General features: G+C 59.1%; 27 protein-coding genes. 15 read left to right on the forward strand and 12 right to left on the reverse strand.

The genetic code is table 11. The annotated features are described in order from the left end of the window. Positions 1-16 precede the first annotated feature (16 nt). The gene (locus C7964_RS04330) at positions 17-616 is read right to left on the reverse strand and encodes a thymidine kinase (RefSeq protein WP_110278390.1); all 600 of its coding nucleotides are present in this window, start codon (positions 614-616) and stop codon (positions 17-19) included. A 267-nt stretch (positions 617-883) separates the two neighbouring features. On the opposite strand from C7964_RS04330, the gene C7964_RS04335 reads away from it, so the two are divergent. Further along, entirely contained in the window at positions 884-1333 is a 450-nt protein-coding gene (locus tag C7964_RS04335; protein ID WP_110278391.1) for a hypothetical protein, read from the forward strand. 118 nt (positions 1334-1451) lie between these two features. On the opposite strand, the gene C7964_RS04340 is transcribed toward C7964_RS04335, so the two are convergent. Then, positions 1452-2570: a beta-ketoacyl-ACP synthase III gene (locus tag C7964_RS04340; RefSeq protein ID WP_110278392.1), complete on the reverse strand. Its 1119-nt coding sequence runs from the start codon at positions 2568-2570 to the stop codon at positions 1452-1454. 169 nt (positions 2571-2739) lie between these two features. On the opposite strand from C7964_RS04340, the gene C7964_RS04345 reads away from it, so the two are divergent. Then, a complete protein-coding gene (locus C7964_RS04345) occupies positions 2740-3183 on the forward strand; it encodes a BrnA antitoxin family protein (RefSeq protein WP_181417099.1) in 444 nt (147 codons plus the stop codon). A gap of 167 nt (positions 3184-3350) precedes the next feature. Here the strand turns inward: C7964_RS04345 and carB are convergent, their stop codons facing one another. Next, complete coding sequence (carB, locus tag C7964_RS04350; RefSeq protein WP_110278393.1) at positions 3351-6680, reverse strand: carbamoyl-phosphate synthase large subunit; 3330 nt, start codon at positions 6678-6680, stop codon at positions 3351-3353. Positions 6681-6863: 183 nt separating this feature from the next. Between carB and bchE the strand changes: the two genes are divergently transcribed. From bchE to aspS, 3 genes are all read left to right on the forward strand, one after another. Beyond that, entirely contained in the window at positions 6864-8528 is a 1665-nt protein-coding gene (bchE, locus tag C7964_RS04355; RefSeq protein WP_110278394.1) for a magnesium-protoporphyrin IX monomethyl ester anaerobic oxidative cyclase, read from the forward strand. Beyond that, complete coding sequence (gene bchJ, locus C7964_RS04360; RefSeq protein WP_110278395.1) at positions 8473-9111, forward strand: bacteriochlorophyll 4-vinyl reductase; 639 nt, start codon at positions 8473-8475, stop codon at positions 9109-9111. Before bchE ends, bchJ begins: the two co-directional genes overlap by 56 nt. 153 nt (positions 9112-9264) lie before the next feature. Then, a complete protein-coding gene (gene aspS / locus C7964_RS04365) occupies positions 9265-11118 on the forward strand; it encodes an aspartate--tRNA ligase (RefSeq protein WP_110278396.1) in 1854 nt (617 codons plus the stop codon). A 10-nt stretch (positions 11119-11128) separates the two neighbouring features. Here the strand turns inward: aspS and C7964_RS04370 are convergent, their stop codons facing one another. After that, positions 11129-11842 carry a response regulator gene (locus tag C7964_RS04370; protein WP_110278397.1) on the reverse strand — a complete coding sequence of 238 codons (714 nt, stop codon included), beginning with the start codon at positions 11840-11842 and terminating at the stop codon, positions 11129-11131. Between the two features lie 125 nt (positions 11843-11967). Between C7964_RS04370 and mce the strand changes: the two genes are divergently transcribed. Both mce and C7964_RS04380 read left to right on the forward strand, forming a co-directional pair. Further along, positions 11968-12372, forward strand: a complete 405-nt coding sequence (gene mce, locus C7964_RS04375; protein ID WP_110278398.1) for a methylmalonyl-CoA epimerase — start codon at positions 11968-11970, stop codon at positions 12370-12372. Positions 12373-12436: 64 nt separating this feature from the next. Further along, the gene (locus C7964_RS04380; protein WP_110278399.1) at positions 12437-12724 is read left to right on the forward strand and encodes a DUF1467 family protein; all 288 of its coding nucleotides are present in this window, start codon (positions 12437-12439) and stop codon (positions 12722-12724) included. On the opposite strand, the gene C7964_RS04385 is transcribed toward C7964_RS04380, so the two are convergent. The 5 genes from C7964_RS04385 to C7964_RS04405 all read right to left on the reverse strand — a co-directional run bounded on the left by C7964_RS04385 (position 12711) and on the right by C7964_RS04405 (position 16471). Further along, positions 12711-13400: an EI24 domain-containing protein gene (locus C7964_RS04385; RefSeq protein ID WP_110278400.1), complete on the reverse strand. Its 690-nt coding sequence runs from the start codon at positions 13398-13400 to the stop codon at positions 12711-12713. The genes C7964_RS04380 and C7964_RS04385 overlap by 14 nt on opposite strands. Continuing rightward, on the reverse strand, positions 13397-13975 hold the full coding sequence (locus C7964_RS04390; protein WP_110278401.1) for a nitroreductase family protein: 579 nt from the start codon (positions 13973-13975) through the stop codon (positions 13397-13399). Before C7964_RS04390 ends, C7964_RS04385 begins: the two co-directional genes overlap by 4 nt. Positions 13976-14406: 431 nt before the next feature. Then, positions 14407-14805 (reverse strand): c-type cytochrome, encoded by a 399-nt coding sequence (locus C7964_RS04395; protein WP_181417100.1) that lies wholly within the window; start codon positions 14803-14805, stop codon positions 14407-14409. A gap of 328 nt (positions 14806-15133) precedes the next feature. Continuing rightward, positions 15134-16231 (reverse strand): histone deacetylase-like amidohydrolase, encoded by a 1098-nt coding sequence (locus C7964_RS04400; protein WP_110278402.1) that lies wholly within the window; start codon positions 16229-16231, stop codon positions 15134-15136. A 6-nt stretch (positions 16232-16237) separates the two neighbouring features. Continuing rightward, positions 16238-16471, reverse strand: a complete 234-nt coding sequence (locus C7964_RS04405; protein WP_110278403.1) for a DUF8831 family protein — start codon at positions 16469-16471, stop codon at positions 16238-16240. A 147-nt stretch (positions 16472-16618) separates the two neighbouring features. Between C7964_RS04405 and C7964_RS04410 the strand changes: the two genes are divergently transcribed. After that, positions 16619-17326 (forward strand): M48 family metallopeptidase, encoded by a 708-nt coding sequence (locus tag C7964_RS04410; protein ID WP_110278404.1) that lies wholly within the window; start codon positions 16619-16621, stop codon positions 17324-17326. 34 nt (positions 17327-17360) lie between these two features. Beyond that, entirely contained in the window at positions 17361-17714 is a 354-nt protein-coding gene (locus tag C7964_RS04415) for a GFA family protein (protein WP_110278405.1), read from the forward strand. On the opposite strand, the gene trhA is transcribed toward C7964_RS04415, so the two are convergent. Beyond that, positions 17711-18349 carry a PAQR family membrane homeostasis protein TrhA gene (gene trhA / locus C7964_RS04420; protein ID WP_110278406.1) on the reverse strand — a complete coding sequence of 213 codons (639 nt, stop codon included), beginning with the start codon at positions 18347-18349 and terminating at the stop codon, positions 17711-17713. The two genes, C7964_RS04415 and trhA, sit on opposite strands and share 4 nt — an antisense overlap. 136 nt (positions 18350-18485) lie before the next feature. Here trhA and C7964_RS04425 point away from each other — a divergent pair, with 136 nt between their 5' ends. The 3 genes from C7964_RS04425 (at position 18486) to C7964_RS04435 (ending at position 19784) form a co-directional block, all read left to right on the forward strand. Next, complete coding sequence (locus C7964_RS04425) at positions 18486-18845, forward strand: diacylglycerol kinase (RefSeq protein WP_110278407.1); 360 nt, start codon at positions 18486-18488, stop codon at positions 18843-18845. Positions 18846-18927: 82 nt separating this feature from the next. After that, positions 18928-19458, forward strand: a complete 531-nt coding sequence (locus tag C7964_RS04430) for a hypothetical protein (protein ID WP_110278576.1) — start codon at positions 18928-18930, stop codon at positions 19456-19458. Positions 19459-19529: 71 nt separating this feature from the next. Then, positions 19530-19784 carry a DUF6455 family protein gene (locus tag C7964_RS04435; RefSeq protein WP_110278408.1) on the forward strand — a complete coding sequence of 85 codons (255 nt, stop codon included), beginning with the start codon at positions 19530-19532 and terminating at the stop codon, positions 19782-19784. Between the two features lie 127 nt (positions 19785-19911). Here the strand turns inward: C7964_RS04435 and ppk2 are convergent, their stop codons facing one another. Then, positions 19912-20778 carry a polyphosphate kinase 2 gene (gene ppk2 / locus C7964_RS04440; RefSeq protein ID WP_286163759.1) on the reverse strand — a complete coding sequence of 289 codons (867 nt, stop codon included), beginning with the start codon at positions 20776-20778 and terminating at the stop codon, positions 19912-19914. Between the two features lie 145 nt (positions 20779-20923). Between ppk2 and C7964_RS04445 the strand changes: the two genes are divergently transcribed. The 3 genes from C7964_RS04445 (at position 20924) to C7964_RS04455 (ending at position 23134) form a co-directional block, all read left to right on the forward strand. Further along, positions 20924-21145: a hypothetical protein gene (locus C7964_RS04445; RefSeq protein ID WP_110278409.1), complete on the forward strand. Its 222-nt coding sequence runs from the start codon at positions 20924-20926 to the stop codon at positions 21143-21145. A 36-nt stretch (positions 21146-21181) separates the two neighbouring features. After that, a complete protein-coding gene (locus C7964_RS04450; protein WP_502693551.1) occupies positions 21182-21517 on the forward strand; it encodes a YigZ family protein in 336 nt (111 codons plus the stop codon). A gap of 258 nt (positions 21518-21775) precedes the next feature. Continuing rightward, positions 21776-23134 carry a hypothetical protein gene (locus tag C7964_RS04455; protein WP_110278411.1) on the forward strand — a complete coding sequence of 453 codons (1359 nt, stop codon included), beginning with the start codon at positions 21776-21778 and terminating at the stop codon, positions 23132-23134. A 1-nt stretch (position 23135) separates the two neighbouring features. Here C7964_RS04455 and rimO read toward each other — a convergent pair whose 3' ends face one another. Continuing rightward, complete coding sequence (gene rimO / locus C7964_RS04460) at positions 23136-24530, reverse strand: 30S ribosomal protein S12 methylthiotransferase RimO (RefSeq protein ID WP_110278578.1); 1395 nt, start codon at positions 24528-24530, stop codon at positions 23136-23138. Positions 24531-24635 lie beyond the last annotated feature (105 nt).

Genomic DNA, 24635 nt, shown 5'->3' on the forward strand with positions numbered 1-24635 from the left:
GGGCAAGATGATAGCGCTAGACGATATTCGGATCGGCGTAGTCGCCCATTTCCTCGCGCCAGTGACGGCGGCAGAGCGAGACATAGCGTTCATTCCCGCCCACGACGATCTGATCGCCTGCTGCCAGCACATTGCCGTTCTCGTCACGGCGGACCACCATCGTGGCCTTCTTGCCGCAATGACAGATGGTCCGGACCTCGCGCATTTCATCGGCCAGCGCCAGCAGGGATGCAGAGGCGGGAAACAGGCGGCCACGGAAATCGACGCGCAGGCCGTAAGTCATGACGGGTACATTCAGATCATCCACCACGCGCGCCAGTTGCCAGACATGGGCGGGCGTCATGAAATGAGCTTCGTCGAGGAACACACAAGCGCAGGGGCCTTCGTTCAGGCGGGCAGCGATCATCTCGAAGAGGTCGTCGTCGGCGCTAAAGGTGTCGGCATCCGCGCCGATGCCGATCCTGCTTCCGATGCGGCCAACGCCTGCACGGTCATCAAAGCGCGCGATCAGCAGGTAGGTTTGCATCCCACGTTCGATGTAGTTGTGCGACGCCTGCAAGAGCACGGTCGATTTGCCCGCATTCATGGTGGAGTAGTTAAAATAGAGCTTTGCCATGAAAAGTGATTAGCGCCGGTCTTGCCAACTTGGCAAGACCGATACGCAACGCAAATTGGCGTCAGTTGAGCTTTGGAAGTAAATGACCCCCAAGAATAACGGACCGCGGTCCAAACATATCGCACCGCTCAGCGCGACAACTCTTTAACCAGCCCCAAAACACGAGACTGAATTATTTCTGTCACACGGGGCATTGGCGTTGTATGGGAATAGCGAAATGATTTTCCCCTGCCGCAAGAGGCAGCAGCACGATGACGGAGTACACCTATGGCGGGTTATGGCGGCTATTTGAAGAAACATACCGAGGCCCTGGTCAAAGATGTCGGTATCGAAGCTGCCTGCGCGCTGACAGGGAAATCCAAAGCGACATTGGGGCGCTACTATTCGGATAGTAGTGAGCACGCGGATCGTTTCATGCCGGTCGATGCTGTGGCCGCTCTCGAAGCGGCGGCGGCCTATCCGCACGTCACATCAGCGCTGGCCGAACTGAAGGGTGTCACCCTGTCCTACGACACAGATCGCGCCAATAGCACGGGTGAAATCAACACCGATGTTATCAAGCTGAGCCAGCGTTTTGCCATGCTGATGGCAGAGTATAACCAGTCCATTGCGGACGGGGTCATTACCATTAACGAGGCCAAGCGGATGCTGCGGGAAACGACAGCGCTCCAGCAGGTGTTGCTGGATATGAAGCTGCATCTGGAAGAGACGTCGTGACGGAGATCACCGCATTGGACGCGGCCGGCTAGATCAGCGGAACAAACGGTACACCACAGGCGGCGAGAGTAAGCAGCAGTAAGATGGTGATAAGCAGCTTCATGGGGCGATCCTGGTTCTATGCGCGCTCAACGATGACAGATCCCACAGAATAGCCTGCACCGAAGGAACAGATCAAACCTTTATCGCCAGTTGCCAGGTCGCTGGAGTGTTTGGAAAACGCGATGATGGACCCGGCCGAGGATGTATTGGCATAGTCTTGCAGGATGTTGGGTTGTTCATCTGGCGTCGGGGCGCGTCCCAGAACCTTTTTGCCGATATAGTCGTTCATGGTCTTGTTGGCCTGATGTAGCCAGAGCCGACGCAGGTCTTCGGGGGCTATGTTTTCTTCGGCCATGTGATCCGCAATATGGGCGCTCACCAGCGGGAGGACCTCTTTGAAAACCTTGCGGCCGTTTTGCATGAACTGCATATCACGGCTGTCTTCCATGGCATCCTGTGTCCGGCGTAAGTAGCCGTTATTGTTGCGGATATTATTGCTGAACTGGGTGGCGCAACGGGTGGAGAGAACTTTGAAATGCTGGCCTTCGAGGTCTTCGTCGCGTTCCAGAAGCGTCGCTGTGGCCACATCGCCAAAGATGAAATGGCAGTCGCGGTCGCGCCATTCGAGGTGGGCCGAGCAGATCTCGGGATTGATCACCAGCGCGCGGCGAATGGAGCCTGCGCGGATCATATCAGCGGCGGTCTGGATGCCGAAAGTGGCGCTGGAACAGGCGACATTCATATCGAAGGCGAAGCCGCCCGCACCCAGAAGCTGTTGAATTTCAACAGCAATTGCGGGGTAGGCGCGTTCCATATTCGAGGCAGCGCAGATCACCAGATCGACATCGGCAGCATCAACGCCCGCCTCGGACAGCGCCTTTTGCGCGGCATCCACGCCGATCTCGGCCATATAGCCGGGGGCGTCATCGGGGCGTTTTTCAAGCTTGGGGAACATGCGGGTGGGGTCAAGAACGCCTGCCTTATCAAGAACATAGCGGCGCTCGATGCCGGAGGCTGCAACAATGAAATCGCTGGAGGAATGGGGTTTGGCCTCGACTTCGCCGGCGGCGATGGCATCTGCATGCTCGGCGTTCCAGAGGTCCGCGTAGTCGTTGAACGCGGCGACCAATTCATCATTGGTAATAACCTGTGAGGGGGTGAAAACCCCTGTTCCTGTGATGGCGACGTTGTGCATTCTGGCCTCTTGGATTGTTGCCGACAGACTAGGGTGGGTGGGGGGATAAAGTCTACCGGAACGCTGCGTACACAATGCGTGCACAGGCTGTACACATCCTGTGCGCACGCTTGGGCATCCCGCTGTTTACCTTTTACCGGCATTTTGAAGGCCAGCGGAGGACAGGCCCATGACCGACCCCAAAGACATGACCAAGACGCAGCGCATCCATTGGAGCTATGCCACCGATGCGCTGCGGATGATAGAATATGATCTGCATTCGGTGGCGCTGAAACTGCGCTGCCTGCCCCGCGAGTGGGACGAGATCTGGCAGGACAAGGACCGTCGCGACCCCAAGCGCGTGCGGGCGACAATCCGGTTGGACGCGGATGTGGTAAAGTTCTTCAAGGCGATGGGGCCGGGGTATCAGCCGCGCATCAACCGCGTGCTGCGGGCCTATATGCACTACCGGCTGGCCGCGATTATCGACGGACCGGACACCACGGACTACGTGCTGCACCCCGAGCGGCTGGACAAGACACTTATGGAACGGCCCGGCTGGGGCGGCTTGCAAAAGTTGGAAGCGGATCTGGAAGAGCGGCGGGCGCGGCTTTTGAAGGAGATGGGGAAGTGAGGGGCGATTGCAGTTGCGGCCGCTAAACCATCGTTGAATTGATGCTGAGGCAAGTCAGATCGGCTTTCCCGCCCGGCCTTGCCGGGCAGCGCCCGGACCTCCCCCATGGGGAGGGCGCTTCGCTTCTCCCCGAGGTCCGGGCGCTGCCCTTTGTTTCGCGTCGGGAATTATCCCTGCAAGCTTCGCACCCCAACATCACCCTCTTCCCGTGCCTGCATTGCCAGCGTGGCGGCATGTGACGCGGCGGCTGTCGTGAAGTAGGGGATTTTGTCGTAGAGGGCGACGGCGCGGATTTCGCGGCTGTCTTCGACCGCCTGCGCGCCTTCGGTGGTGTTGAAGACCAGTGCGATGTGCCCGTCCTTGAGGCGGTCGACGATGGTCAGCCCGCCTTCGTAGACCTTGTTGACGATTTCGCAATCAATCTGGTTTTCACTCAGCCATGCGGCCGTGCCACGAGTCGCTACGATGTTGAACCCAAGTTGCAGGAGGATTTTTCCGGCTTCGATCATATCCGCCGTTTTGTCCATATCCTTGATCGAGATGAAGACGGTACCTTCCGTGGGCAGGTTGGTGCCGGCACCCATCTGCGCCTTGAGGAAGGCGCGCGGGAAGGAGCGGTCCCAGCCCATGACCTCACCGGTCGAGCGCATTTCCGGCCCGAGGATCGTATCGACGCCGGGGAAGCGGGCGAAGGGTAGGACAGCCTCTTTCACGCTGAACCACGGGGTGTGCGGATCGGCGAGCGTGAAGGCGTCGCCCATGGGCAGCACGTCCATCGGGTTCTCGGACGCGGGGTAGGGCGCGCGCAGCGGGAAGTTTGACAGCGGCTCACCCGCCATCAGCCGTGCCGCGATTGAGGCGATGGCGCTGTCGGTCGCTTTGGCCACGAATGGCACTGTGCGCGATGCACGGGGGTTCACCTCGATCAGGTAGACGGTTTCGTCTTTGATCGCGAACTGGATGTTCATCAGGCCCACGACGTTGAGCGCCTTGGCGAGCTTTTCGGTCTGGTCACGGATTTCCGTGATCATCGCGTCCGAGAGCGAGTAGGGCGGCAGCGAACAGGCGCTGTCACCCGAATGGACGCCCGCCTCTTCGATGTGCTGCATGATGCCCGCGACATGGGTCGCGGTGCCGTCAGAGAGGCAGTCGACGTCAACTTCGACAGCGCCCGAAAGGTAGCTGTCGAGCAGGACGGGGCTGTCGCCCGAAACCACGACGGCGTCAGAGATGTAGCGGCGCAGGTGGTCCATATCGCGGACGATTTCCATCGCGCGGCCACCCAGCACGAAGGAGGGGCGGATCACGAGAGGGAAGCCGATGCCTTCGGCGATGGCGAGCGCCTCTTCGTCGGTTGAGGCGATGCCGTTGTGCGGCTGGCGCAGGCCGAGCTTTTGCACAAGCTGTTGGAAACGCTCGCGGTCTTCGGCAAGATCAATACTGTCGGGCGTGGTTCCGAGGATCGGGATGCCCGCGTCATTGAGTGCGTTGGCCAGTTTCAGGGGCGTCTGCCCGCCGAATTGCACGATCACCCCGTGCAGCGTGCCGTTGTCCTGTTCAACGCGCAGGATTTCCATGACGTGTTCGAATGTCAGTGGTTCAAAATAAAGACGGTCCGAGGTGTCGTAATCGGTGGACACCGTTTCGGGGTTGCAGTTGATCATGATCGTTTCATAGCCCTGATCGGTCAGGGCGAAACAGGCGTGACAGCAGCAGTAATCGAACTCGATCCCCTGCCCGATGCGGTTGGGGCCACCGCCCAGGATGACCACTTTCTTGCGGTCCGAGGGGCGGGCCTCGCATTCGGCCTCACCCATGACGGGGCTTTCGTAGGTCGAATACATATAGGGCGTTTGCGCCTCGAATTCGGCGGCACAAGTGTCGATGCGTTTGAAGACCGCGTTAACGCCAAGGTTACGGCGCGCGCGGCGGACCTGATCCTCGGTGCGGCCGGTCAGCTTGCCAAGGCGGGCATCGGTGAAGCCGAGCATCTTGACCGCGCGCAGGCCGTCTTCGGTGACGGGCAGGCCGTTTTTGCGGATGTCGGCCTCGGCGTCCATGATTTCGCGGATGCGCGCAAGGAACCACGGGTCGAATTTGGTGACGGCGTGGATATCGTCGTCAGACAGACCGTGGCGCATGGCCTGGGCGATCACGCGGATGCGGTCGGGGGTTTGTTTGGCCAGCGCTTTGGTGATGGCTGCGGCATCCGGTGCGCCGGGGATGTCGATTTCGTCAAAGCCCGTCAGGCCGGTTTCCATCGAGGCCAGTGCTTTTTGCATGCTCTCGTGGAAGGTGCGGCCGATGGCCATCGCCTCGCCCACGGATTTCATCGCCGTTGTCAGGTGCGGTTCGGAACCTGCGAATTTCTCAAAGGCAAAACGCGGGATCTTGGTGACGACATAGTCGATTGTGGGTTCGAACGAGGCAGGGGTCACGCCGGTGATGTCGTTGTCGAGTTCGTCGAGCGTATAGCCGACCGCCAGTTTGGCGGCGATCTTGGCGATCGGGAAACCCGTGGCCTTGGATGCGAGCGCCGAAGACCGCGACACGCGGGGGTTCATTTCGATGACCACCATGCGCCCGTCTGACGGGTTGACCGCCCATTGCACGTTGGAGCCGCCTGTTTCGACACCGATTTCGCGCAGCACGTTGATGCTGTGGGTCCGCATGATTTGATACTCTTTGTCCGTCAGCGTCAGCGCGGGCGCGACGGTGATCGAATCGCCCGTGTGCACGCCCATGGGATCGACGTTTTCGATGGCGCAGACGATGATGGCGTTATCGGCCTTGTCGCGCACGACCTCCATCTCGAATTCTTTCCAGCCGAGCAGGCTCTCGTCGACAAGGATCTGGCCGACGGGGGACGCCTCCATCCCGGTGCGGCAATAGTATTCGTAATCTTCGCGGTTATACGCCACGCCGCCGCCAGTGCCGCCCAAGGTAAAGGCGGGGCGGATGATGGCGGGCAGGCCCACGTATTCGATGGCGTCGATGGCCAGTTGCAGGCCCGCCTTGATGTCGCGTTTGCCGTTGACCTCGGGAGCGGTGATGATGGTTGCCTTGGGGTTTTCGATCCCGAGGCGGTCCATGGCTTCGCGGAACAGCTTGCGATCTTCGGCCATTTCAATGGCTTCGCGTTTCGCGCCGATCATCTCGACCCCGAATTTTTCCAGCACGCCCATGTCGGCCAGCGCCAGCGAGGTGTTCAGGCCGGTCTGTCCGCCCATCGTCGGTAAGAGCGCGTCAGGGCGTTCTTTTTCGATGATTTTGGCGACAACTTCGGGGGTGATCGGTTCGATATAGGTCGCATCCGCCAGCCCCGGATCGGTCATGATTGTGGCGGGGTTGGAGTTGACCAGAATGACGCGGTAACCCTCTTCGCGCAGGGCCTTGCAGGCCTGGGCGCCGGAGTAGTCAAACTCGCATGCCTGTCCGATAATAATGGGGCCCGCGCCGATGATCATGATCGACTGGATGTCGGTACGCTTTGGCATGGCAGTGCCCCCTATATCTGCAAATTGTCGTGGGTTATAGGGATGGCGACGCGGTGTGCAAGAGGCAGTTCAAATTTGTCGCCGATTTGATGCGCCGGATTGCGGAACGGGCCGTTTGATCTATGTCAACAAAAATAGACAGCTAAATATGTAAAGCTAGACTTACATAATAAGGAGCTGTCCATGCGCATTCTGTTTGTTCACCCCAATTACCGCTCGGGTGGGGCCGAGATTGCGGGCAGCTGGCCGCCTGCCTGGGTTGCGTATCTCACAGGATCGCTCCGCCGTGTCGGGTTTGATGACATCCATTTCATCGACGCGATGACCAACGATCACAGCGATGAATTTCTGGCCGAGAAAATTGCGGCGTTGCAGCCCGATGTTATCGGGGTCACCGCCATCACGCCGTCGATCTATAAGGCCGAAGAGGTGCTGCGCATCGCGCAAGAGCATGCGCCCGGCGCTTTGCGTGTTTTGGGCGGGGTTCATGCGACGTTTATGTATAAGCAAGTGCTCTCCGAGGCGCCGTGGGTCGATGTGATCGTGCGGGGTGAGGGCGAGGAGATCGTGACCGAGCTGATGTCTGCGGTGCGCGATGGCCGCTGGCCCGCCGAGAAGCGGAAGATCAAGGGGCTTGCGTTTATTGATGCGGACGAGATTGTCGCGACCCCTGCGGCAAGCACCGTCAAGGATCTGGACGGGATCGACCCTGACTGGACCATTCTGGAGTGGGAGAAATACATCTACATTCCGCTGAACACGCGCGTGGCTATTCCCAATATGGCGCGCGGCTGTCCCTTTACCTGTTCGTTCTGTAGCCAGTGGAAGTTCTGGCGTGATTACCGCGTGCGTGACCCCAAAAAGGTGGTCGACGAGATCGAGCGTCTGGTAAACGAACAGCAGGTGGGGTTCTTTATTCTTGCCGACGAAGAACCCACCATCAACCGCAAGAAATTTATCCAGTTCTGTGAGGAGCTGATCGCGCGGGGGCTGCCTGATAAGGTAAAATGGGGCATCAATACACGGGTGACGGACATCTATCGTGACCGCGAATTGCTGAAATTCTACCGCGAGGCGGGCTTGGTTCACGTCAGTCTGGGGACCGAGGCCGCAGCGCAGATGAAGCTGGACCAGTTCAACAAGGAAACCAAGGTCGAAGAGAATAAAGAGGCCATCCGCCTGCTGCGCGAGGCCGATATTCTGGTCGAGGCGCAGTTTATTGTGGGGCTGGACAACGAGACGCCCGAGACCCTGAACGAGACCTATAAGATGGCATGGGACTGGCAGCCGGATCTTGCCAACTGGGCGATGTACACGCCCTGGCCGTTCACGCCGCTGTTTCAGGAGTTGAAGGATCAGGTCGAGGTGTTCGACTTCAGCCGCTACAACTTTGTGACCCCGATCATGAAACCGGCAGCGATGACGCGCGGTGAATTGCTGGACGGTGTGATGAACAACTATCGCCGGTTCTATATGAAAAAGGCGCTGTTCCATTATCCTTGGCGCGGCACGGGATTCCGGCGGCGCTATCTGCTTGGATGTCTGAAGGCGTTCATGAAGGCGGGCTTTGCGCGGACCTTCTATGATCTGGGCAAGGTGGGCTATACGGGGCCGCAATCCAAGAAGAACCTTGATTTCCATTTCGATGAGACCCGCACGATTGCCGAGGCACAGATGGAGGATTGGGAGGCCAGCGCCGATAAGGCCGCGAGAGCAGCCGAGCGCCGTGCCGCGATCCGTGCGCAGGGCAAGGAAAGGGCTGCGGAACGTGCGGCCGATTTCAAGATGCCGAATGGTGCCCAGATTAAGGCCTGCGGCGGCGGGTCCGAACAAATGGAGGACGCCTGACGATGCCAATCGCGGTGCGGGCCTGATCGGGCCGAACGCGATCCTGCAACTGTTGCCCGTGCTGGAACGCGCCGGTGGCCAGCCTTTGCGTGATCAGGTGATGGCCGCTGCAGGGGTGTTTGCGCCGCCAAGCGATGAGGGAATGATGCCGGAGGGGCCTGCCGCGCGCATGCATCAGGCCCTGCGCGCGATCGAACCGGAAATGGCCCCGTCGCTGGCCTGGGCCGCCGGTGAGCGGACGGCGCGCTATATTATGGCGCGGCGCATTCCGAAACCTGCGCAGCTGTTGTTGCGGGTTCTGCCCGCTGCGCTGGCTGGGCCGGTCCTGTCAAAGGCGATTGCGCAACATGCATGGACCTTTGCGGGGTCAGGTGAATTTGCGGTGACGGGTCCTTTGGTTTTCGAGATCAGGGACAATCCCATCGTGCGCGGGGAAGTCAGTGAAACGCCGCTGTGCCATTGGCATGCTGCGGTCTTCGAGACGCTTTTTCGCAGCTTGGTGGACCCGCGTCTGCGCTGTGTCGAGGAAAGCTGTTGTGCGACGGGTGCGCCTGCGTGCCGGTTTGTTCTGAACCGGGGCTAGGGTCAGGCACCTTGATACCAAAATTCGGCGCATTTTGGTGCCTCCGGCGGGAGTTTTTCTTGCAAGATGATGAGGAACGGTTGACTTCATCCGGGCAAAGGGGTGTATCGGGCCGACCAACCGCACCGTCCTAATGCCTTGAGGAATTGACCCATGCACGCCTATCGCAGCCATACCTGTGCCGATCTGACCGCCGCTAATGTCGGGGAAACTGTCCGCCTGTCGGGCTGGGTCAATCGTGTGCGCGACCACGGGGGCATCTTGTTCATTGATTTGCGTGATCACTATGGCATCACGCAGGTGCTTTGTGATCCGGATTCGGCGGCTTTTGCCGATGTGGAAAAGGTGCGGTCCGAGTGGTGTATCCGCATTGATGGCGAGGTAAAGGCGCGTGATCCCGAGCTGGTGAACCCCAAGCTGCCCACCGGCGAGGTCGAGGTGTTTATCCGCGCGATTGAGGTGCTGGGTGCGGCCAAGGAATTGCCGCTGATGGTGTTTGGCGATCAGGAATATCCTGAGGAAACCCGCCTGAAGTACCGCTATCTGGACCTGCGCCGCGAGGCGATGCAGCACAACATGAAGCTGCGGACCGACGTTGTGGCGTCGATGCGGCGCCGGATGTGGGATAGTGGGTTCCGCGAGTACCAGACACCGATCATCACCGCGTCGTCCCCTGAGGGTGCGCGCGATTTTCTGGTCCCGTCGCGCCTGCACCCCGGTAAATTCTATGCCCTGCCGCAGGCTCCCCAGCAGTTCAAGCAGCTGATCATGGTGTCGGGCTATGACAAGTATTTCCAGATTGCGCCGTGTTTCCGCGACGAAGACCCGCGCGCAGACCGGTCGCCCACGGATTTTTACCAGCTTGATCTGGAGATGTCCTTTGTCGAGCAGCAGGATGTCTTTGACACGATCCAGCCTGTGCTGACGGGCATTTTTGAGGAATTCGGCGGGGGCCGGAAGGTTGACCAGACGTGGGAGCAGATCAGCTATCGTGATGCCGCCCTGTGGTATGGCACCGACAAGCCTGACCTGCGTAACCCGATCAAGATGCAGGTGGTCTCCGAGCATTTTGCAGGATCCGGTTTTGCGATCTTTGCCAAACTGCTGGAGCAGGAAGGCACCGAGGTGCGTGCTATTCCTGCACCGACAGGTGGCTCGCGCAAATTCTGTGACCGCATGAATGCCTTTGCCCAGAAAGAGGGTTTGCCCGGGATGGGCTATATCTTCTGGCGCGAAAAGACCGCTGATGCGGTGGCGCAAGAGCTGGGGATTTCTGTGAAAGAGGCGCAGGCCAAGCTGAATTCCGGCGAGATTGAAGGTGGCATGGAAGCGGCTGGACCTTTGGCCAAGAACATCGGGCCGGAGCGGACCGAGGCGATCCGCCAGCAGTTGGGCCTTGGGCTTGGTGATGCGGCGTTCTTCCTTGGTGGCAAGCCGAAAGCGTTTGAAGGCGTAGCAGGCAAGGCGCGCACTGTTATCGGTGATGAGCTGGGCCTGACGGATCAGGACCGTTTTGCATTCGCATGGATCGTGGATTTCCCGATCTACGAGCAGGACGAAGAGACCGGCAAGATTGATTTCGAACATAACCCCTTCTCGATGCCGCAAGGCGGGATGGAGGCGCTCGAGGGTGATCCGCTCAAGGTGCTCGGATACCAGTATGATCTGGCCTGCAACGGTTATGAGCTGGTGTCCGGTGCGATCCGGAACCACCGCCCCGAGATCATGTTCAAGGCGTTTGAACTGGCCGGATATGGCAAGGACGAAGTTGAAAAGCGCTTTGGCGGCATGGTCAACGCTTTCCAATATGGCGCGCCGCCCCACGGGGGCTGTGCCGCGGGGATCGACCGGATCGTGATGTTGCTGGCGAATGCGTCGAACATCCGTGAAGTGATCATGTTCCCGATGAACCAGCGCGCCGAAGACCTGATGATGGGCGCGCCGAGCGAGCCACAGAACGAGCAGTTGCGCGAATTGCGTCTGCGTGTTCTGCCACCCGAAAGCTAGACTACTGTCGCTAGAGCGGCCCGCCTGCGGCGAGCCGTGTCTGCACCAGCTGTGACAGGGCTATGACGCCGGGCCCCGCGTTCTGGCCGGCGCGTCGCAGCCGGATCAGGTTTGTGACAGCAGCGTCGAGGTCATGATCCTTGGCGCTGCGTGCCACGCCGCCAAGAAACTGTGTGATATAATCCAGCGTGTCATCTTCGTCCGTGTCGTCAAGCACCTGCGCGATATGATGCAGGTCGTCGCGATAGGCGACCAGATCGGGCCGGATCGTTTCATCGGATACCGCGCGGGGGGTTGCGGGTTGCCGTTCCTTGGGCAGGTTTTCCAGAATTGCGGTCTGAAATCCCAGCAGGCTGTCGACCGGTTTGGCGACAAAGCCGTCGGCACCTGCGGCGATCACATCATGCGCGTGATCATCACCGCTCATCCCCAAGAGCACCTCGATCCGCGGGGTTGCTGCGGCCAGCATCCGCAGCAGTGACAGCCCCGACCCGTCGGGCAGGCCCACATCGACCAAAAGCACGTTGGGCCGGTAGATCGCCAGATGGCGCCGCGCATTTTCCAGACTGTCAGCGCGCCTGAGCCGCGCGCCCGAACGCAGGCACATCAGGCGGATCGCCTCGCTTGCGAAGCGACTGTCTTCGACCACAAGAACGGTCAGCCCCAGCAGCGGGCGGCGTGCGGTGGGCGCACGGGTAAACATCAGTTCATCAAGCGTTGCCATCTGATTCTTCCCTTCGTTGCAGCTCCCACATTCAAAGCAGCACAAGGTGAAGAGGTGATTAACCGCATCGTCCGTTGCACACGACGTTTGCACGCGCCATAAAGTGCAAAAGAGGAGAGACCCGCATGATTGGCCGTCTGAACCATGTTGCAATAGCCGTGCCTGATCTGGAGGCCGCAAGCGCGCAGTACCGCACCATGCTGGGGGCTGACGTGGGCGCGCCGCAGGATGAGCCGGATCACGGTGTGACAGTTGTTTTCATCAACCTGCCCAATACCAAGATCGAGCTGCTCTATCCGCTTGGTGAAGGCTCGCCCATTCAGGGCTTTCTCGACAAGAACCCCTCGGGCGGCATTCACCATGTCTGCTATGAGGTGGACGATATTCTTGCGGCCCGTGATCATCTGCTGGCCGAAGGTGCGCGCGTGCTGGGTGGCGGTGAACCCAAGATCGGGGCGCATGGCAAGCCGGTGCTTTTCTTGCACCCCAAGGATTTCAATGGCTGTCTGATCGAGCTTGAGCAGGTTTAGCCCCTTGTCCTGACGCGCAATCGGCGTATCTGAAGGATAGCCACGCTACATAAGGAATATCGTTTTGGGTCCCGTATCCGGTCTTGTTTTGCTTGCAGTCATTTGGACGGTTGTTTTCTTTATCGTCCTGCCGCTGCGTCTTGAAACCCAAGGCGAGGCCGGTGAGATCGTGCCGGGGACGCATGCGTCGTCACCTGCGAATTTCAGTTTCAAGCGCAAGGCGCGGATCACCACGATGTGGGCTGTACCGATCTGGATTGTGATCGCGGGCACGATCCTGTCGGGGGCTGTGTCGGTCCGCGACATCGACTGGTTCGAGCGGATGTCGACCCCCGAGGTCAGTCGCGACTGACGGCGTGATAGAGGTGGGTGAAGGTCGCGGCACCCAATATCGGAATCACCAGATTGATCAGCGGAAATGAGAGCGGGACGGCCATCAGGCAGCCTGCGAGCCAGATTTTCGCTTGGTGTTCCTTGCGCAACGCTTTGGCGCGGACCCGTCCGACACGGCGCATGGCAGCGAGTGTGAAATATTCGCGGCCCAAGAGGAACCCGTTCAGCGCGTAGAAGATAAAGAGCGCGGCAAAGGGAAACAGCCCGTAGAGGATGAAGGCAAAGAGGTTTGCCACGATCAGCACACCCATGAAATTCACGCTGTCGCGCAGCCCGTCCCAGAAGGTGACATGGGGGACCGCGGGAAGTGTGGGGAAGTGTTTGTCCTCGACTGCCTGCGCGACCTCATCCAGAAAGAGTGACGTGATGGCAGAAGCCACCGGCACCATCAGGAAGATCGACATCACGATGATCAGCCCGAGCGCCCCCCAGCTGAGCAGATCGCCGATCCATGTGACTTCGCCAACGCCGGGCAGGGTGATCGGGGCTGCGGTCAGCCATTCGATCAGCCACAGAAGGCCCGCGTAAAGGCCCACCAGCAAAGCGATTGTTAGGCCGATCCCGCGCCACAGGACGCTGCGAAAGCGGGGGTCGGGCAGTTGGGCAAGGGCCTTGAGGAAAGACGCAAGGATCATGTATCGGCCCATGTGGTAATGGCCGTGAGGTCGGGGCGGGGGCGTTCCGGCGGGGCGCTGGTTTCGGTGCCAAGGTGGATGAAACCGGCCACGGTTTCATGGGGTGCAAGCCCGAGGCCTTCGGTCACGAAGGTTTCATCATGGCTCGCCCAGCCCGAGAGCCAGTTCGCGCCCCAACCCGCCGCAAGGCCCGCGTTGACCAGTGCGAGGCAGACGGCACCGGCGGAATAGACCTGTTCGATATGGGGGATTTTCTCGCTGGGTTTGGGGCTGCAGATCACCGCAACTGCAAGGTCGGCATTGGCGAACTGGTCCTGCGCCTTGGTGATCTTTTCAGGGTCGATGCCAAGTGCTGTGCCGCGCGTGGGCACCAAAGCGGCCAGTCGCGCAAGGGCCGGTTTGGCCAGAACGATAAAGCGCCAGGGTTCCAGTTTCCCATGATCGGGTGTGCGCGCGGCAGCCGTCAGCAGGGTTTCCAGCGTGGCACGGTCCGGCACCGGCGTTGTCAGCGTCTTGGCTGGGCGCGACCTGCGGGTGAGAAGAAATTCGAGAGCGGCTTGGTTGCGGTCTGGCATCGGTGTTCCTGTATTTTCTGTGTGCTACAGATATGAAGGCAGGGGCCGCGTGGCAACAGGGGGGCGGTTGATAGCAATTCGCGCGCTTCAGACATTGGATGGCTCTGTGGCCAGCGCTCTGAAAGGGTCCGATCCGGCAGGCTGGACTTTGACGTAAATTTCAGAGAATGGCGGCTTTGCGCCCATGTTAACCGTCGTCTGCCCTTAAACCAACGTCTCTCGGCAGTTGTGGAAACCTGTCGCAGGATGACCTCGTAGCGGAATTGAAACAGCACATCTTTCCCATCAAGAACCTGTGGGTTTAGTCCGAACTAGGGACCATGCGCCGGAACAGCAAAGAAAGCCCCCCGCCGTCATGGCCGAAAAAAAAGGCGCAATCTTTTGAAGGGAAGCGGGCTCTGTAGTCTTTTGGAACCGGAGCCTTCTCGCGATTACTCTTCCTGAATTGATTGCAGATAGTAAACAAGAGAGAGGATTCGTCCACGTGCGACCATTTCTGCGGTCTCCCCACGTTCGCTGGACGCTGCGGCTATGTAGCGATCCCCCCAGAGCGGCATCTCGTTTCCGTGCATAGGTATCACATTTCGCCTGTCGACCATGAAAACCGTGTATTCAAACGGAAACTCTCCGTCGTGTCGGGCGGCAAGACCCGTAAGATCAGGAGTTTCGATTTTCAACAGCGCCGCCAGTGGCCCGTCGCCTTTCCCCGACTCACCATGGCACCCAGAGCAGGCGACCATATATTCATTTTCACCGACTTCATCCGCTGCAACGGGCTGCGCTCCAAAAAAACTGGCAAGAATAGCCGCTACAAGACCAATCTTCTTCATTGTAGTATCCTCCATTCATAGAGGCCGGTCCCTCTTGGCCCCGAGGGGAGTATCAGGCCATTTGCGATTGTGAGGATTGACTAAAGTCAAACGTTCACGAACGGGGTGAATAGGTTCTTCGCACCCCGCATTCCATCGCGCCAAAGGAAAACGGATCATAAGCTAAGATGTCCGGATAATTTACGGAGCTAAGCGAAGGGCCGTTTCGTCCCGCAGAGCGGACCTTTGCGCAAACTGCGCAAGGGTCGGGTTCGTGTGACAGGTGCTTGGCTCTTGACTTGATTTCGCCTGCGTAGCGCTGGGCACGCAACAGTTTTAAGGCAATTCCCTAGAGTGCTGCTTTCATCTCGGCCAGCCAATTGTCCACGAACGCATCAAACCGCGCATCCGGCTGGCGCAGGGGGAAGACCTCGGCGAAGGGGTCGGGCGCGGTGATTTTGCTGCCGGACATTTCCTGCAACACGTTGTGGCCGCAGAACGGGACATAGGTTTCCGAATAGCCGCCCTCGTGGACCATCACCAGTTTGCCTTCGCAGACGTCGCGGGCCAGCGCCATGACTTGCGCTGTCATCATCTGGAAGGTTTCGGCGGTGGCCAGCATCCGGCCCAGCGGGTCGTTGGCGGCGGCATCAAAACCGCAGGCGATGATCAGCACATCCGGCGCGAAATCGCGGATGGCGGGCAGGGCGAGACGTTCCATCGCGGCCAGATAGCCCGCATGCCCTGTGCCGGGGGGGAGGGGGATGTTGAGGTTATAGCCTTTGCCTGCACCGGTGCCGCGGTCGGTAAAGGCGCCGGTGTCCATGGGGTAATTGCGTTCCTGGTGGAGCGAGACGGTCAGCACATCGGCGCGGTCGTAGAATACAGCCTCTGTGCCGTTGCCGTGGTGCACGTCCCAGTCGAGCACGGCAAAGCGGTTTGCCAGCCCGGCGGCTTTGGCGGCCTCAATCGCAATGCCGATGTTGTTGAGCAGGCAGAACCCGTTGGGATAGTCCGGCAGACAATGGTGGCCGGGCGGGCGCGAGAGGGAATAGGCGTTGGTCAGCTCACCGCGCAGGACCGCCGCGAGGGCGGCCTTGGCAAGGCCTGCGGAGAGGGCTGCGAGTTCATACCCGCCAGGACCGAAAGGGGTGCGCCGCCCGAGTTCGCCGCCGCCTGCGTCGGACAGTGCTTTGAATTCATCCAGATAATGCGCAGGGTGGACGCGCAACAGGTCTTCGCGCGTGGCAGGGGCGGCACCTTGCATGGCGAGGTCTTGGGCAAGGCCCGTCACTTCAATTAGGTTCTTCAGGCGGCGTTTGGTTTCGGGGCTTTCGGGCAGGCCGCCGTCGAGCGGTTGCACCAGCCCACCCACCGGCAACATGCCTGCGTAATTGCCGCCACCGTGCCAGAAGCACCGTTCGTCCCAGAAGAAACCTGTTGTCATGTGCTGCTACCCTTTGCGCAGTTGATAGATGCCTTCCGGCAGATCCAGTGCCGCCTCAAGATCGCGCAGTTGCGTGAGCGACAGCGTGATGCGGACCATCTCGTCGGTGCGTGGATCAAACTGGGAGATCGTGACGCAATCATCAAAGGCGTTGATGATGACGTCTTCTTTCAGGGGGGCGGCACCTTCATCAACCAAGGTGACAACGGTGGCATCATAGTCGTGTTCGATTGTAAACATGGGGCCAGCCTAGCTTGGGATTTGCGGGCTTACAATTGCGCAATGCCCTGTCCTGCGCGTTCTTGTGCCGTGCGTTTGTTTGCACAGTTGCCGTGACGCGGGCAAATGCTAGTTTCACGCGGAGCGTAAGTTGTCAGCGAAGGCCCCATGATCCGTTTTTTGCCCCTTCTTCTTTGCGCGGTCATCAGCGCCTGTTCCCCTGTGGTGGTCGAAGCACCGACGCCACAGCCGGTGATGCAAGCGGCCGCACCGGTGTCGCCGCGCCTGTCCCAGCGGCAGGCGGTCGATAATTTCGAGTTTGTCGTGCGCCGTGTCAAACCGGTGGCAGAACAATTCTGCCGGAGCAGCCGGCAGCAATCCAACTGTGATTTTCAGATCGTGATTGATACCCGTTCCGAACGTGGCGTGAATGCGTTCCAGACCCTCGACCGCGCGGGGCGTCCGGTGATCGGCTTTACGGTGCCCTTGATTGCCGAGGCGCGCAACCGCGATGAGCTGGCCTTTGTCATGGCGCATGAGGCGGCGCATCATATTCTTGGCCACATCGGGCGCCAGCAGCAGAACGCGGCCATGGGCGGACTTTTGGTGGGGGCTTTGGCCGGTGCGCTGGGGGCTGCGGATATTGAGAGCGCACAACGGATCGGGGCCACTGTGGGCGCGCGGACCTATTCGAAGGAGTTCGAGTTGGAGGCTGATGCGCTGGGCACACGGATCGCGGCGGCAGCCGGATTTGATCCGCTGCGGGGCGCGGAATTCTTTTTCCGCATTCCTGATCCGGGGGATCGTTTTCTGGGCACGCATCCGCCCAACGCAGACCGCGTGCGCACTGTGCAAAGGGTCGCGGCGGGGCTTTGATGGGTGTAAACCGCAGCAGAGGTAAGGACGAAGCATGATCAAAGGAAGCTGTCATTGCGGTGCTGTGGGTTACACGTTCAACCATGTGCCCAAACGGACAACGTCATGCAATTGCTCGATCTGTCGGCGTTTGGGGGCTTTATGGATTTATGCAAAGGTGCCGAAAATCACGATCACAGGACCAACGACGGCCTATGCATGGGGTGAGAGGTCACTGGCGTTTCACAGCTGCACCATATGCGGTTGCACGACCCATTGGGAAAACCTCAAGCCTGACGGCGCCGATGCCTATATGGCAGTGAATCTGCGGTTGGCCGCACCCGAGGTTGTCGCCTCCATCCCCGTCCGCCATTTTGACGGGGCCGATACATGGACGTTTCTTGATTAGGTCAGCGCCGCTGTGGCAATCGCGATAGCAGCAAAAAAGCAGGCCGATGCGGCGACAACGAAGCCATGCCAGATCGCGATAGAGAACTTTAGCGTCTCGCTCGCGTAGAATGGTACGCCTGCCGTATAGAGCAGCCCGCCCACGGCAATCAGCACCATCGCCGCGACGGGCACAACCGGCCAGAGCGACCAGACAAGGGCAAGGCTGAGCCAGCCCATGATCAGATAGAGTGCCGGCCCAAACCGCCCGGGTGTCTGCCAGAAGAAGAGTTTGAGTGTCATGCCGATCACAGCCAGTCCCCAGACGATTGCCAGCACCGCATAGGCAAAGCCGCTGCCGATCATCACCACAAGCGGCGTATAGGTGCCGGCAATCTTGAGATAGATGGCGGCGTGATCAAAGCGGCGCAGGAGCGGGCGGATCCCTTCCCACGGGGTCATGTGATAAAAGGCCGAGGCGACGAATGTCGCGATAAGCGTGGCGCCGTAGACGCAAATCGCGGCAATCTGTCCGGGCGTTGCCGTGCCCAGCGACCAGATGATCAGCACAATGGCCCCTGTGATCGCACCCAACACGCCCACCGCATGCATTGTGCCATCAGCGATACGTTCCGAGCGGGCATAGGTGGGATACATAGAAGATACCTTTTTGGTGACATAACAAAATTAGTCGGTTCGCCTGTTCGGTCAAATGTTCCGTTGGGTCAGAGCAGGTCTTGGCAGCCGCAGCCTGATGGCGCAGTCTCAGTCTAGATCGCGAAAGGTTAAAATTATGTGGCAACAGGTTTTGCGGGTTCGGCAAAGGGCAATCTGGTCTTGGGACGGGTTTGCCCATGTTTACAAAACAGAAGGGTCATTGTCGCAATGGCTCGTGGCGAATGTGGTTTTTGGCGTGCTGGCATTCGTGTTGCCGCTTTCGGCGGGCGAACGGGGAATGCTGTTGATGGGCGGTATTATCGTACTGGCCGCTGAATGTATGAACACTGCAATTGAACGTGTTGTGGATGATATCAGCACAGAAAAACGCGATGCTGCAAGGCATGCGAAGGACTGCGGATCGGCGGCTGTGGCGGTGACGGCTGTCGGGGTTGGTGTTGCGTGGGTCTGTGTGATTGTGGGCCTTCTGTGGTAGCGGTCTGTGCGACATTTTGGGTGCGCTCTTTTCAAAGGCGGGTCGCGGGCTAGGTTTTCGATTAGCAACGATGGAGAAACCGATGCGCCTGACGACACTGACCCTCGCCCTGTTCCCTATGGCTGCCGTTGCCGCAGGCGGCGGGAGCGAAACGCCGCCGACACCATCAGAGACAACGACAGAATGTGCCGAAGGACAGGTCTTTGATCTGGCGACACAAAGCTGCATGGACCCAGCCGAGAGTACCAATGACGACAGCGCCCGACTGGATGATGTGCGTGAGCTGGCCTATGCGGGCTATTATCAGGCGGCCCTTGATGTGCTGGATACGCTTGAAAACCCTGAGGCCCCGCTGGCGTTGACCTATTACGGTTTCAACCATCGCAAGGCAGGCCGCGTCGATCTTGGCATGGCCTATTATGATGCGGCTCTTGCCGCCGACCCGAACAACCTTCTGGCGCGGTCCTATATGGGGCAGGGTCATGTTGCCTCTGGCGATATGGTGCTGGCGCAGGCGCAACTGACCGCAATCCGGATGCGCGGCGGGCGTGATACATGGGCCGAGGCATCGCTGGTGCAGGCGATTACCACTGGAAAGGGCGCATCCTACTGACTTGATCTAGCGCAAGGTGCGGGGCGTGGCGGGGTGCTATCCTGAACCTACCCGCAACCGGAGGATCAACGATGCAAACCTTGGGCGACGCTCGCGAACATTTCTGGCGTGTCATCAAAATGGCCGATGCCTGTGAGGTCGATCTGTCGACCGCGCTGGATGAAAACAGGATAAATATCGACGAATACGCCGATATGATCACCAGTTGCCGTGGTTGCACACAGGTCGGAAAATGCGACCGCCTGCTGTCGGATGCCCCAAAGCTGGAGCATGCCCCCGACTATTGCGAAAATCGCGACACGTTTGCAGTGCTGCGGCAGGATTAAGCGGCACAAGGCAAGATCTTGAACAGATGATCGCACAAGGCGTTGTGCGATCTCTTTGTCATTCCAGAGGATGAAATGCTGCGCGCGGGCGTAGGACTGGCAAATATCCTACGCCCGCAGTTGGCCGTCAGGCCTTGGCCTTGCGCGTGTCCGGATGCAGCGCGGTGCCCAAAATATGCTCTGCCCGATGGATCACCTTTTGCGCACTGCCGACAATCTCGGGTTGGGGGGCTTGGGCGATTGCGTGATCCTTGCCGGGGTAATCCAGCGTTGACAGAAAATGCCGCATGCAATTGAGGCGCGCGCGTTTCTTGTCATTGGATTTCACGACGGTCCAAGGGGCGTCGGCGGTGTCGGTGTAAAAGAACATCGCCTCTTTCGCTTCGGTATAGTCCGCCCATTTATCAAGGCTTGCCTTGTCGATCGGTGAAAGCTTCCATTGCTTGAGCGGGTCGGTTTCGCGCGCGTCAAAGCGGCGTTTCTGTTCGGTCTGCGTGACCGAGAACCAGTATTTGTAAAGGCGGATACCCGAACGGGTCAGCATCCGTTCCAGCTCGGGCGTCTGGCGCATGAATTCGAGGTATTCTTCGGGTTTGCAGAACCCCATCACCCTCTCAACACCGGCGCGATTGTACCAGCTGCGGTCATAAAGCACCATTTCGCCGGAGGTGGGCAGGTGTTCGATGTAGCGCTGGAAATACCACTGGCCGCGTTCTTCGTCTGTGGGTTTGTTCAGGGCCACCACGCGGGCGGCGCGGGGGTTGAGGTGCTCGGTGAAGCGCTTGATCGTGCCGCCCTTACCTGCGGCGTCACGCCCTTCGAACAGCAGCACAAAGCGCTGACCGGTCTCTTGCGCCCAAAGCTGGACCTTCAAAAGCTCGGCCTGCAGTTCCGCCTTTTCGGCCTCATAAGGGCGGCGGGCCATGCGTGGCAGGCCTGCTGGCTTGCGGGTTCTGGGCGGTTTGGGCTTGTCGGCCACAACGGCATCTTGCATGCGCTTCTCCTTCTTTGCATGGCCGGAATGTAGCAAAGTAAGGCTCCGTTCGCCTTGATGTGGGTCAAGCCTGTGACATTGCGCCGGTTGATTAAGTGCCGGGATGGGCTAACATTCTTTCACGTTGTCACCGTAGGAGGACATTATGCGTCTCACAGTACTTGCCTTCGCGATGCTGCCAGCAGCAGCTTTTGCCCAAGATACCACCATTCCGACCCCGACAGAGCCCGTCGCGCAATCCCAGACCTGCCCCGCAGGCTCCACGTGGAATGCTGGCGCTGGCGCTTGTGCGCCTACATCGCAGTCGCCTATGCCTGTCGAGAGCAGCGGCTGCAGCCATGGCGCCGCGCGTGAGGTCACTTCCTGATCTGAGGACAAGGTCCTGAAGATCATTGAAAATGCAGTGAGCGACCGCGGCTCGAAATACGCGGTCGCAGGTGGCCTTGTTGCGTCAGCGGACGAGGCGCGGGCCTTTGTGAAGGCACTGTGCCGCCGCAAGAAATACGCCAAAGCGACGCATAACACATGGGCGGTTCTGCTGCCCGACGGCCCTTTGAAAAATGACGACGGTGAAAGCGGCGCGGGGATGGTGATCCTGCGGATGCTGGAGCGTGAAGGGCTGGAAGGCCACATCATCGTGGTGACACGGTGGTTCGGCGGCGTGAAGCTGGGCGGCGACCGCTTCCGCCGCGTACAAGACGCGGTGCGGGTTTATCTGGATGCGATGTGGGGTGGGTGAAACCCACGTTTCGGATCCATCATATCAAGCGAAACAATAGGGCAGCGGCCGACCTGGAGGACGCTTGGGAACGGAATTTTGAGGTAAGTCATTTGCCACATATCCAACGCTGATGATGCGGGCGACGTTGCAAAAGCGGCCTCCGGGGGGAGGTCGGCCGCTGCCCGGCGCGGCCGGGCGGGGCTTAGCTAAAAATTGACAACCTTGGATTGTTTCAAGAGAGTATTGGAGTGGGTGTAGTCGAGCATTGGAGTCCTTATGAACTTACCTGATTATCTGCAGCAAGGTGAAGTTGCGCGTTTATTTCCGGTTCTGGCGGACACATCAAAGGAAGGTCGGACAACTTCAATTTTCCTTTCCTGCCTTTCGGGTATTGATGAGCTTTCAAGCCAGATGCTGAAATCAGTCGGCGCTAAGGTTGGAAAACGATCATCCCTAACTTGTTTCACAGAGGTAGTTTTCAAGGGAGAGAAGGATTCAAAGAGTGATCGACCAGATGGCTTAATTGTACTGAAAAACGGTAACAAAGAATGGCGGGCCTTGGTAGAAACTAAGGTTGGTACAGCAGAACTTCGAGCGGATCAGATCGAAAAGTACCGCAGTATTGCCAAAGCGCACGATATTGATTGTGTCATTACAATTTCAAATCAGTTTACTTCTTTGCCAACTAACCACCCGATGCGCGAGGTGCAGATTAGTAAGTCGAAAATACCAGTCTATCACTGGTCTTGGATGTTCATTTTGACCGAAGCCGATCTATTGATAAACAATCGGTCAGTGGCTGATGAGGATCAGCTTTTGCTGTTGCGAGAATTGCGGCGTTTCCTGACGCATGAAAGTGCAGGTGTTCGTGGATTCACGCGTATGCCTGCGGAATGGCCTGAGCTGAATAGACTCGTATCCGCTGGTGGCAAGATAACACAAAGGTCAGAAGAAGCGCATGCAGTCGTTGGTGCTTGGCATCAGGAAACCAAAGACCTATCGCTTATTCTTTCGCGACAAACAGAAACCGCTGTGAGTGAACGCATAAAGCGAGCGCATCAGAGCAATATGGTCTTGCGAGACAAAGAGGCGCTCGAGATCTTGCGAGATACTCAGTGTCTGAAGGCGATCTTCGATATTCCTAATGCGGCAGCACCTTTGGAAATCTGTGCTGACATGAAAAGACGCACGATTGATATTGGCATGACCTTAAGCGCGCCCCGTGATCGGAAATCATCGAAAGCGCGCGCCAATTGGCTGCTTCGTCAGATTGGCACGGATCAGATAGATGATCTTCACGTACGAATGACATGGCCCGGGCGTAGCGAAGACACGCAGTTCACAGTTAAAGAATTGCGCGACGATGTAAGCATATGCGAAGCCGGAAAGGAAAACTTGCAGGTTCTTTCCTTCTTTATTTTCAACGCAAAGAGGTTAGGCGCCCGATTTACCCAGCAAGCTAACTTCATCACTGATCTCGAAACAGTGGTTCCACAATTCTATCAAGATGTCGGCCAATCCTTGACCGAATGGCGACCTTCGGCGCCGAAGATTAAAGCTGATAGACAAGACGCATCGGATGTGTCGGTAGAGGCACTTGAAGAGCAATCAACAGAGGAGGCAGGGGAGTTATAGGCTATTCGCCTAGAGCCCCCCACAAATCATACTCCCCCGCTTCCTCAACCGCGACCTTGACCACATCCCCCACGGCCAACCCCTCGGCCCCTTCATCAATAAACAGGTTCCCGTCGATCTCCGGCGCATCCGCCCATGTCCGGCACGTCGCGATCCCGTCTTCGTCGATGTCGTCGACGATCACTTCGAGCGTGCGGCCGACTTTGGCTTCCAGTTTCGACGCAGAGATCGCCTGCGCCTTTTCCATGAACCTGTCCCAGCGGTCTTGTTTGACGTCCGCTGCCACGTGGTCGGGCAGGGCGTTGGAGCGCGCACCTGCCACGTTTTCGTATTGGAAGCAGCCGACACGGTCCAACTGCGCCTCATCCAGCCAGTCCAGCAGGTGCTGGAATTCTGCCTCGGTCTCACCCGGATAGCCCACGATAAAGGTCGAGCGCAGGGTGATATCGGGGCAAATGCTGCGCCATGCGGCGATCTCGTCCAGCGTTTTGGCCCCCGCCGCGGGCCGTGCCATGCGCCGCAGCACGTCAGGGTGGCTGTGCTGGAACGGGATATCCAGATAAGGCAGCACGCCGTTGGACGGGTCGGCCATAATGGGGATCAGGTCGCGCACATGGGGGTAGGGGTAGACGTAGTGCGGGCGCACCCATGCCCCGAGTTGCCCCAATTCGCGGGTCAGGTCGGTGATATGGCTGCGCACTTCGCCGGTTTTCCACGGGTTCAGATCGTATTTGCGGTCCAGCCCGTAGGCGGATGTATCCTGTGAGATGACCAGCAGTTCTTTGACGCCCGCCTCGACCAGCTTTTCCGCCTCGCGCAGCACCGCGTGGGCCGGGCGCGATGCCAGCCGCCCGCGCATATCGGGGATGATGCAGAATTTGCACTTGTGGTTACAGCCTTCGGATATCTTCAGATAGCTGTAGTGGCGGGGGGTCAGGCTGACGCCGCTTGCAGGCAGCAGGTCGATAAACGGATCGGGCGCGGGCGGCACCACGCCATGCACCGCGTCGAGCACCTGTTCGTATTGATGCGGGCCTGTGACCGCCAGAATTTGCGGGTGGTGTTCGCGGATGTAATCGGGTTCGGCCCCCAGACAGCCGGTAACGATGACCTTGCCGTTTTCCTTGAGCGCCTCGCCGATTGCATCAAGGCTTTCGGCCTTGGCGCTGTCGAGGAACCCGCAGGTGTTGACGATCACGGCCTCGGCCCCCGCATAATCGGGGCTGATGGCGTAACCTTCCGCGCGCAGGCGGGTGAGGATGCGTTCGCTATCGACCAAGGCTTTGGGACAGCCAAGGCTGACCATGCCGATCGTCGGCTGGCCCGCACGGGGGGTGTCGGTGAGGCGCGCCTTGGGGGCGAGGTCAGGGCGGAGGTTTGGCGGGTTCTGTGTCATGGACCGCATATAGCGCGGGGCGGAGGTGTTGGGAATGGGCGTATTGGGGTACTGCTTTGCCCGGCGATAGATCAGGGTGCAGTGCGTTGTTCTGGTGCGGTGCGG

This window comes from Loktanella sp. PT4BL (genome assembly GCF_003201935.1).
Classification (GTDB): domain Bacteria; phylum Pseudomonadota; class Alphaproteobacteria; order Rhodobacterales; family Rhodobacteraceae; genus Yoonia.

Excerpts from the sequence above, each read along its gene's own strand:
- C7964_RS04330 (WP_110278390.1), bottom strand. The coding sequence starts at position 616 with ATGGCAAAGCTCTATTTTAACTACTCCACCATGAATGCGGGCAAATCG.
- C7964_RS04335 (WP_110278391.1), top strand. The coding sequence starts at position 884 with ATGGCGGGTTATGGCGGCTATTTGAAGAAACATACCGAGGCCCTGGTC.
- C7964_RS04340 (WP_110278392.1), bottom strand. The coding sequence starts at position 2,570 with ATGCACAACGTCGCCATCACAGGAACAGGGGTTTTCACCCCCTCACAG.
- C7964_RS04345 (WP_181417099.1), top strand. The coding sequence starts at position 2,740 with ATGACCGACCCCAAAGACATGACCAAGACGCAGCGCATCCATTGGAGC.
- carB (WP_110278393.1), bottom strand. The coding sequence starts at position 6,680 with ATGCCAAAGCGTACCGACATCCAGTCGATCATGATCATCGGCGCGGGC.
- bchE (WP_110278394.1), top strand. The coding sequence starts at position 6,864 with ATGCGCATTCTGTTTGTTCACCCCAATTACCGCTCGGGTGGGGCCGAG.
- bchJ (WP_110278395.1), top strand. The coding sequence starts at position 8,473 with ATGGTGCCCAGATTAAGGCCTGCGGCGGCGGGTCCGAACAAATGGAGG.
- aspS (WP_110278396.1), top strand. The coding sequence starts at position 9,265 with ATGCACGCCTATCGCAGCCATACCTGTGCCGATCTGACCGCCGCTAAT.
- C7964_RS04370 (WP_110278397.1), bottom strand. The coding sequence starts at position 11,842 with ATGGCAACGCTTGATGAACTGATGTTTACCCGTGCGCCCACCGCACGC.
- mce (WP_110278398.1), top strand. The coding sequence starts at position 11,968 with ATGATTGGCCGTCTGAACCATGTTGCAATAGCCGTGCCTGATCTGGAG.
- C7964_RS04385 (WP_110278400.1), bottom strand. The coding sequence starts at position 13,400 with ATGATCCTTGCGTCTTTCCTCAAGGCCCTTGCCCAACTGCCCGACCCC.
- C7964_RS04390 (WP_110278401.1), bottom strand. The coding sequence starts at position 13,975 with ATGCCAGACCGCAACCAAGCCGCTCTCGAATTTCTTCTCACCCGCAGG.
- C7964_RS04395 (WP_181417100.1), bottom strand. The coding sequence starts at position 14,805 with ATGAAGAAGATTGGTCTTGTAGCGGCTATTCTTGCCAGTTTTTTTGGA.
- C7964_RS04400 (WP_110278402.1), bottom strand. The coding sequence starts at position 16,231 with ATGACAACAGGTTTCTTCTGGGACGAACGGTGCTTCTGGCACGGTGGC.
- C7964_RS04405 (WP_110278403.1), bottom strand. The coding sequence starts at position 16,471 with ATGTTTACAATCGAACACGACTATGATGCCACCGTTGTCACCTTGGTT.
- C7964_RS04410 (WP_110278404.1), top strand. The coding sequence starts at position 16,619 with ATGATCCGTTTTTTGCCCCTTCTTCTTTGCGCGGTCATCAGCGCCTGT.
- C7964_RS04415 (WP_110278405.1), top strand. The coding sequence starts at position 17,361 with ATGATCAAAGGAAGCTGTCATTGCGGTGCTGTGGGTTACACGTTCAAC.
- trhA (WP_110278406.1), bottom strand. The coding sequence starts at position 18,349 with ATGTATCCCACCTATGCCCGCTCGGAACGTATCGCTGATGGCACAATG.
- C7964_RS04425 (WP_110278407.1), top strand. The coding sequence starts at position 18,486 with ATGTGGCAACAGGTTTTGCGGGTTCGGCAAAGGGCAATCTGGTCTTGG.
- C7964_RS04430 (WP_110278576.1), top strand. The coding sequence starts at position 18,928 with ATGCGCCTGACGACACTGACCCTCGCCCTGTTCCCTATGGCTGCCGTT.
- C7964_RS04435 (WP_110278408.1), top strand. The coding sequence starts at position 19,530 with ATGCAAACCTTGGGCGACGCTCGCGAACATTTCTGGCGTGTCATCAAA.
- ppk2 (WP_286163759.1), bottom strand. The coding sequence starts at position 20,778 with ATGCAAGATGCCGTTGTGGCCGACAAGCCCAAACCGCCCAGAACCCGC.
- C7964_RS04445 (WP_110278409.1), top strand. The coding sequence starts at position 20,924 with ATGCGTCTCACAGTACTTGCCTTCGCGATGCTGCCAGCAGCAGCTTTT.
- C7964_RS04455 (WP_110278411.1), top strand. The coding sequence starts at position 21,776 with ATGAACTTACCTGATTATCTGCAGCAAGGTGAAGTTGCGCGTTTATTT.
- rimO (WP_110278578.1), bottom strand. The coding sequence starts at position 24,530 with ATGACACAGAACCCGCCAAACCTCCGCCCTGACCTCGCCCCCAAGGCG.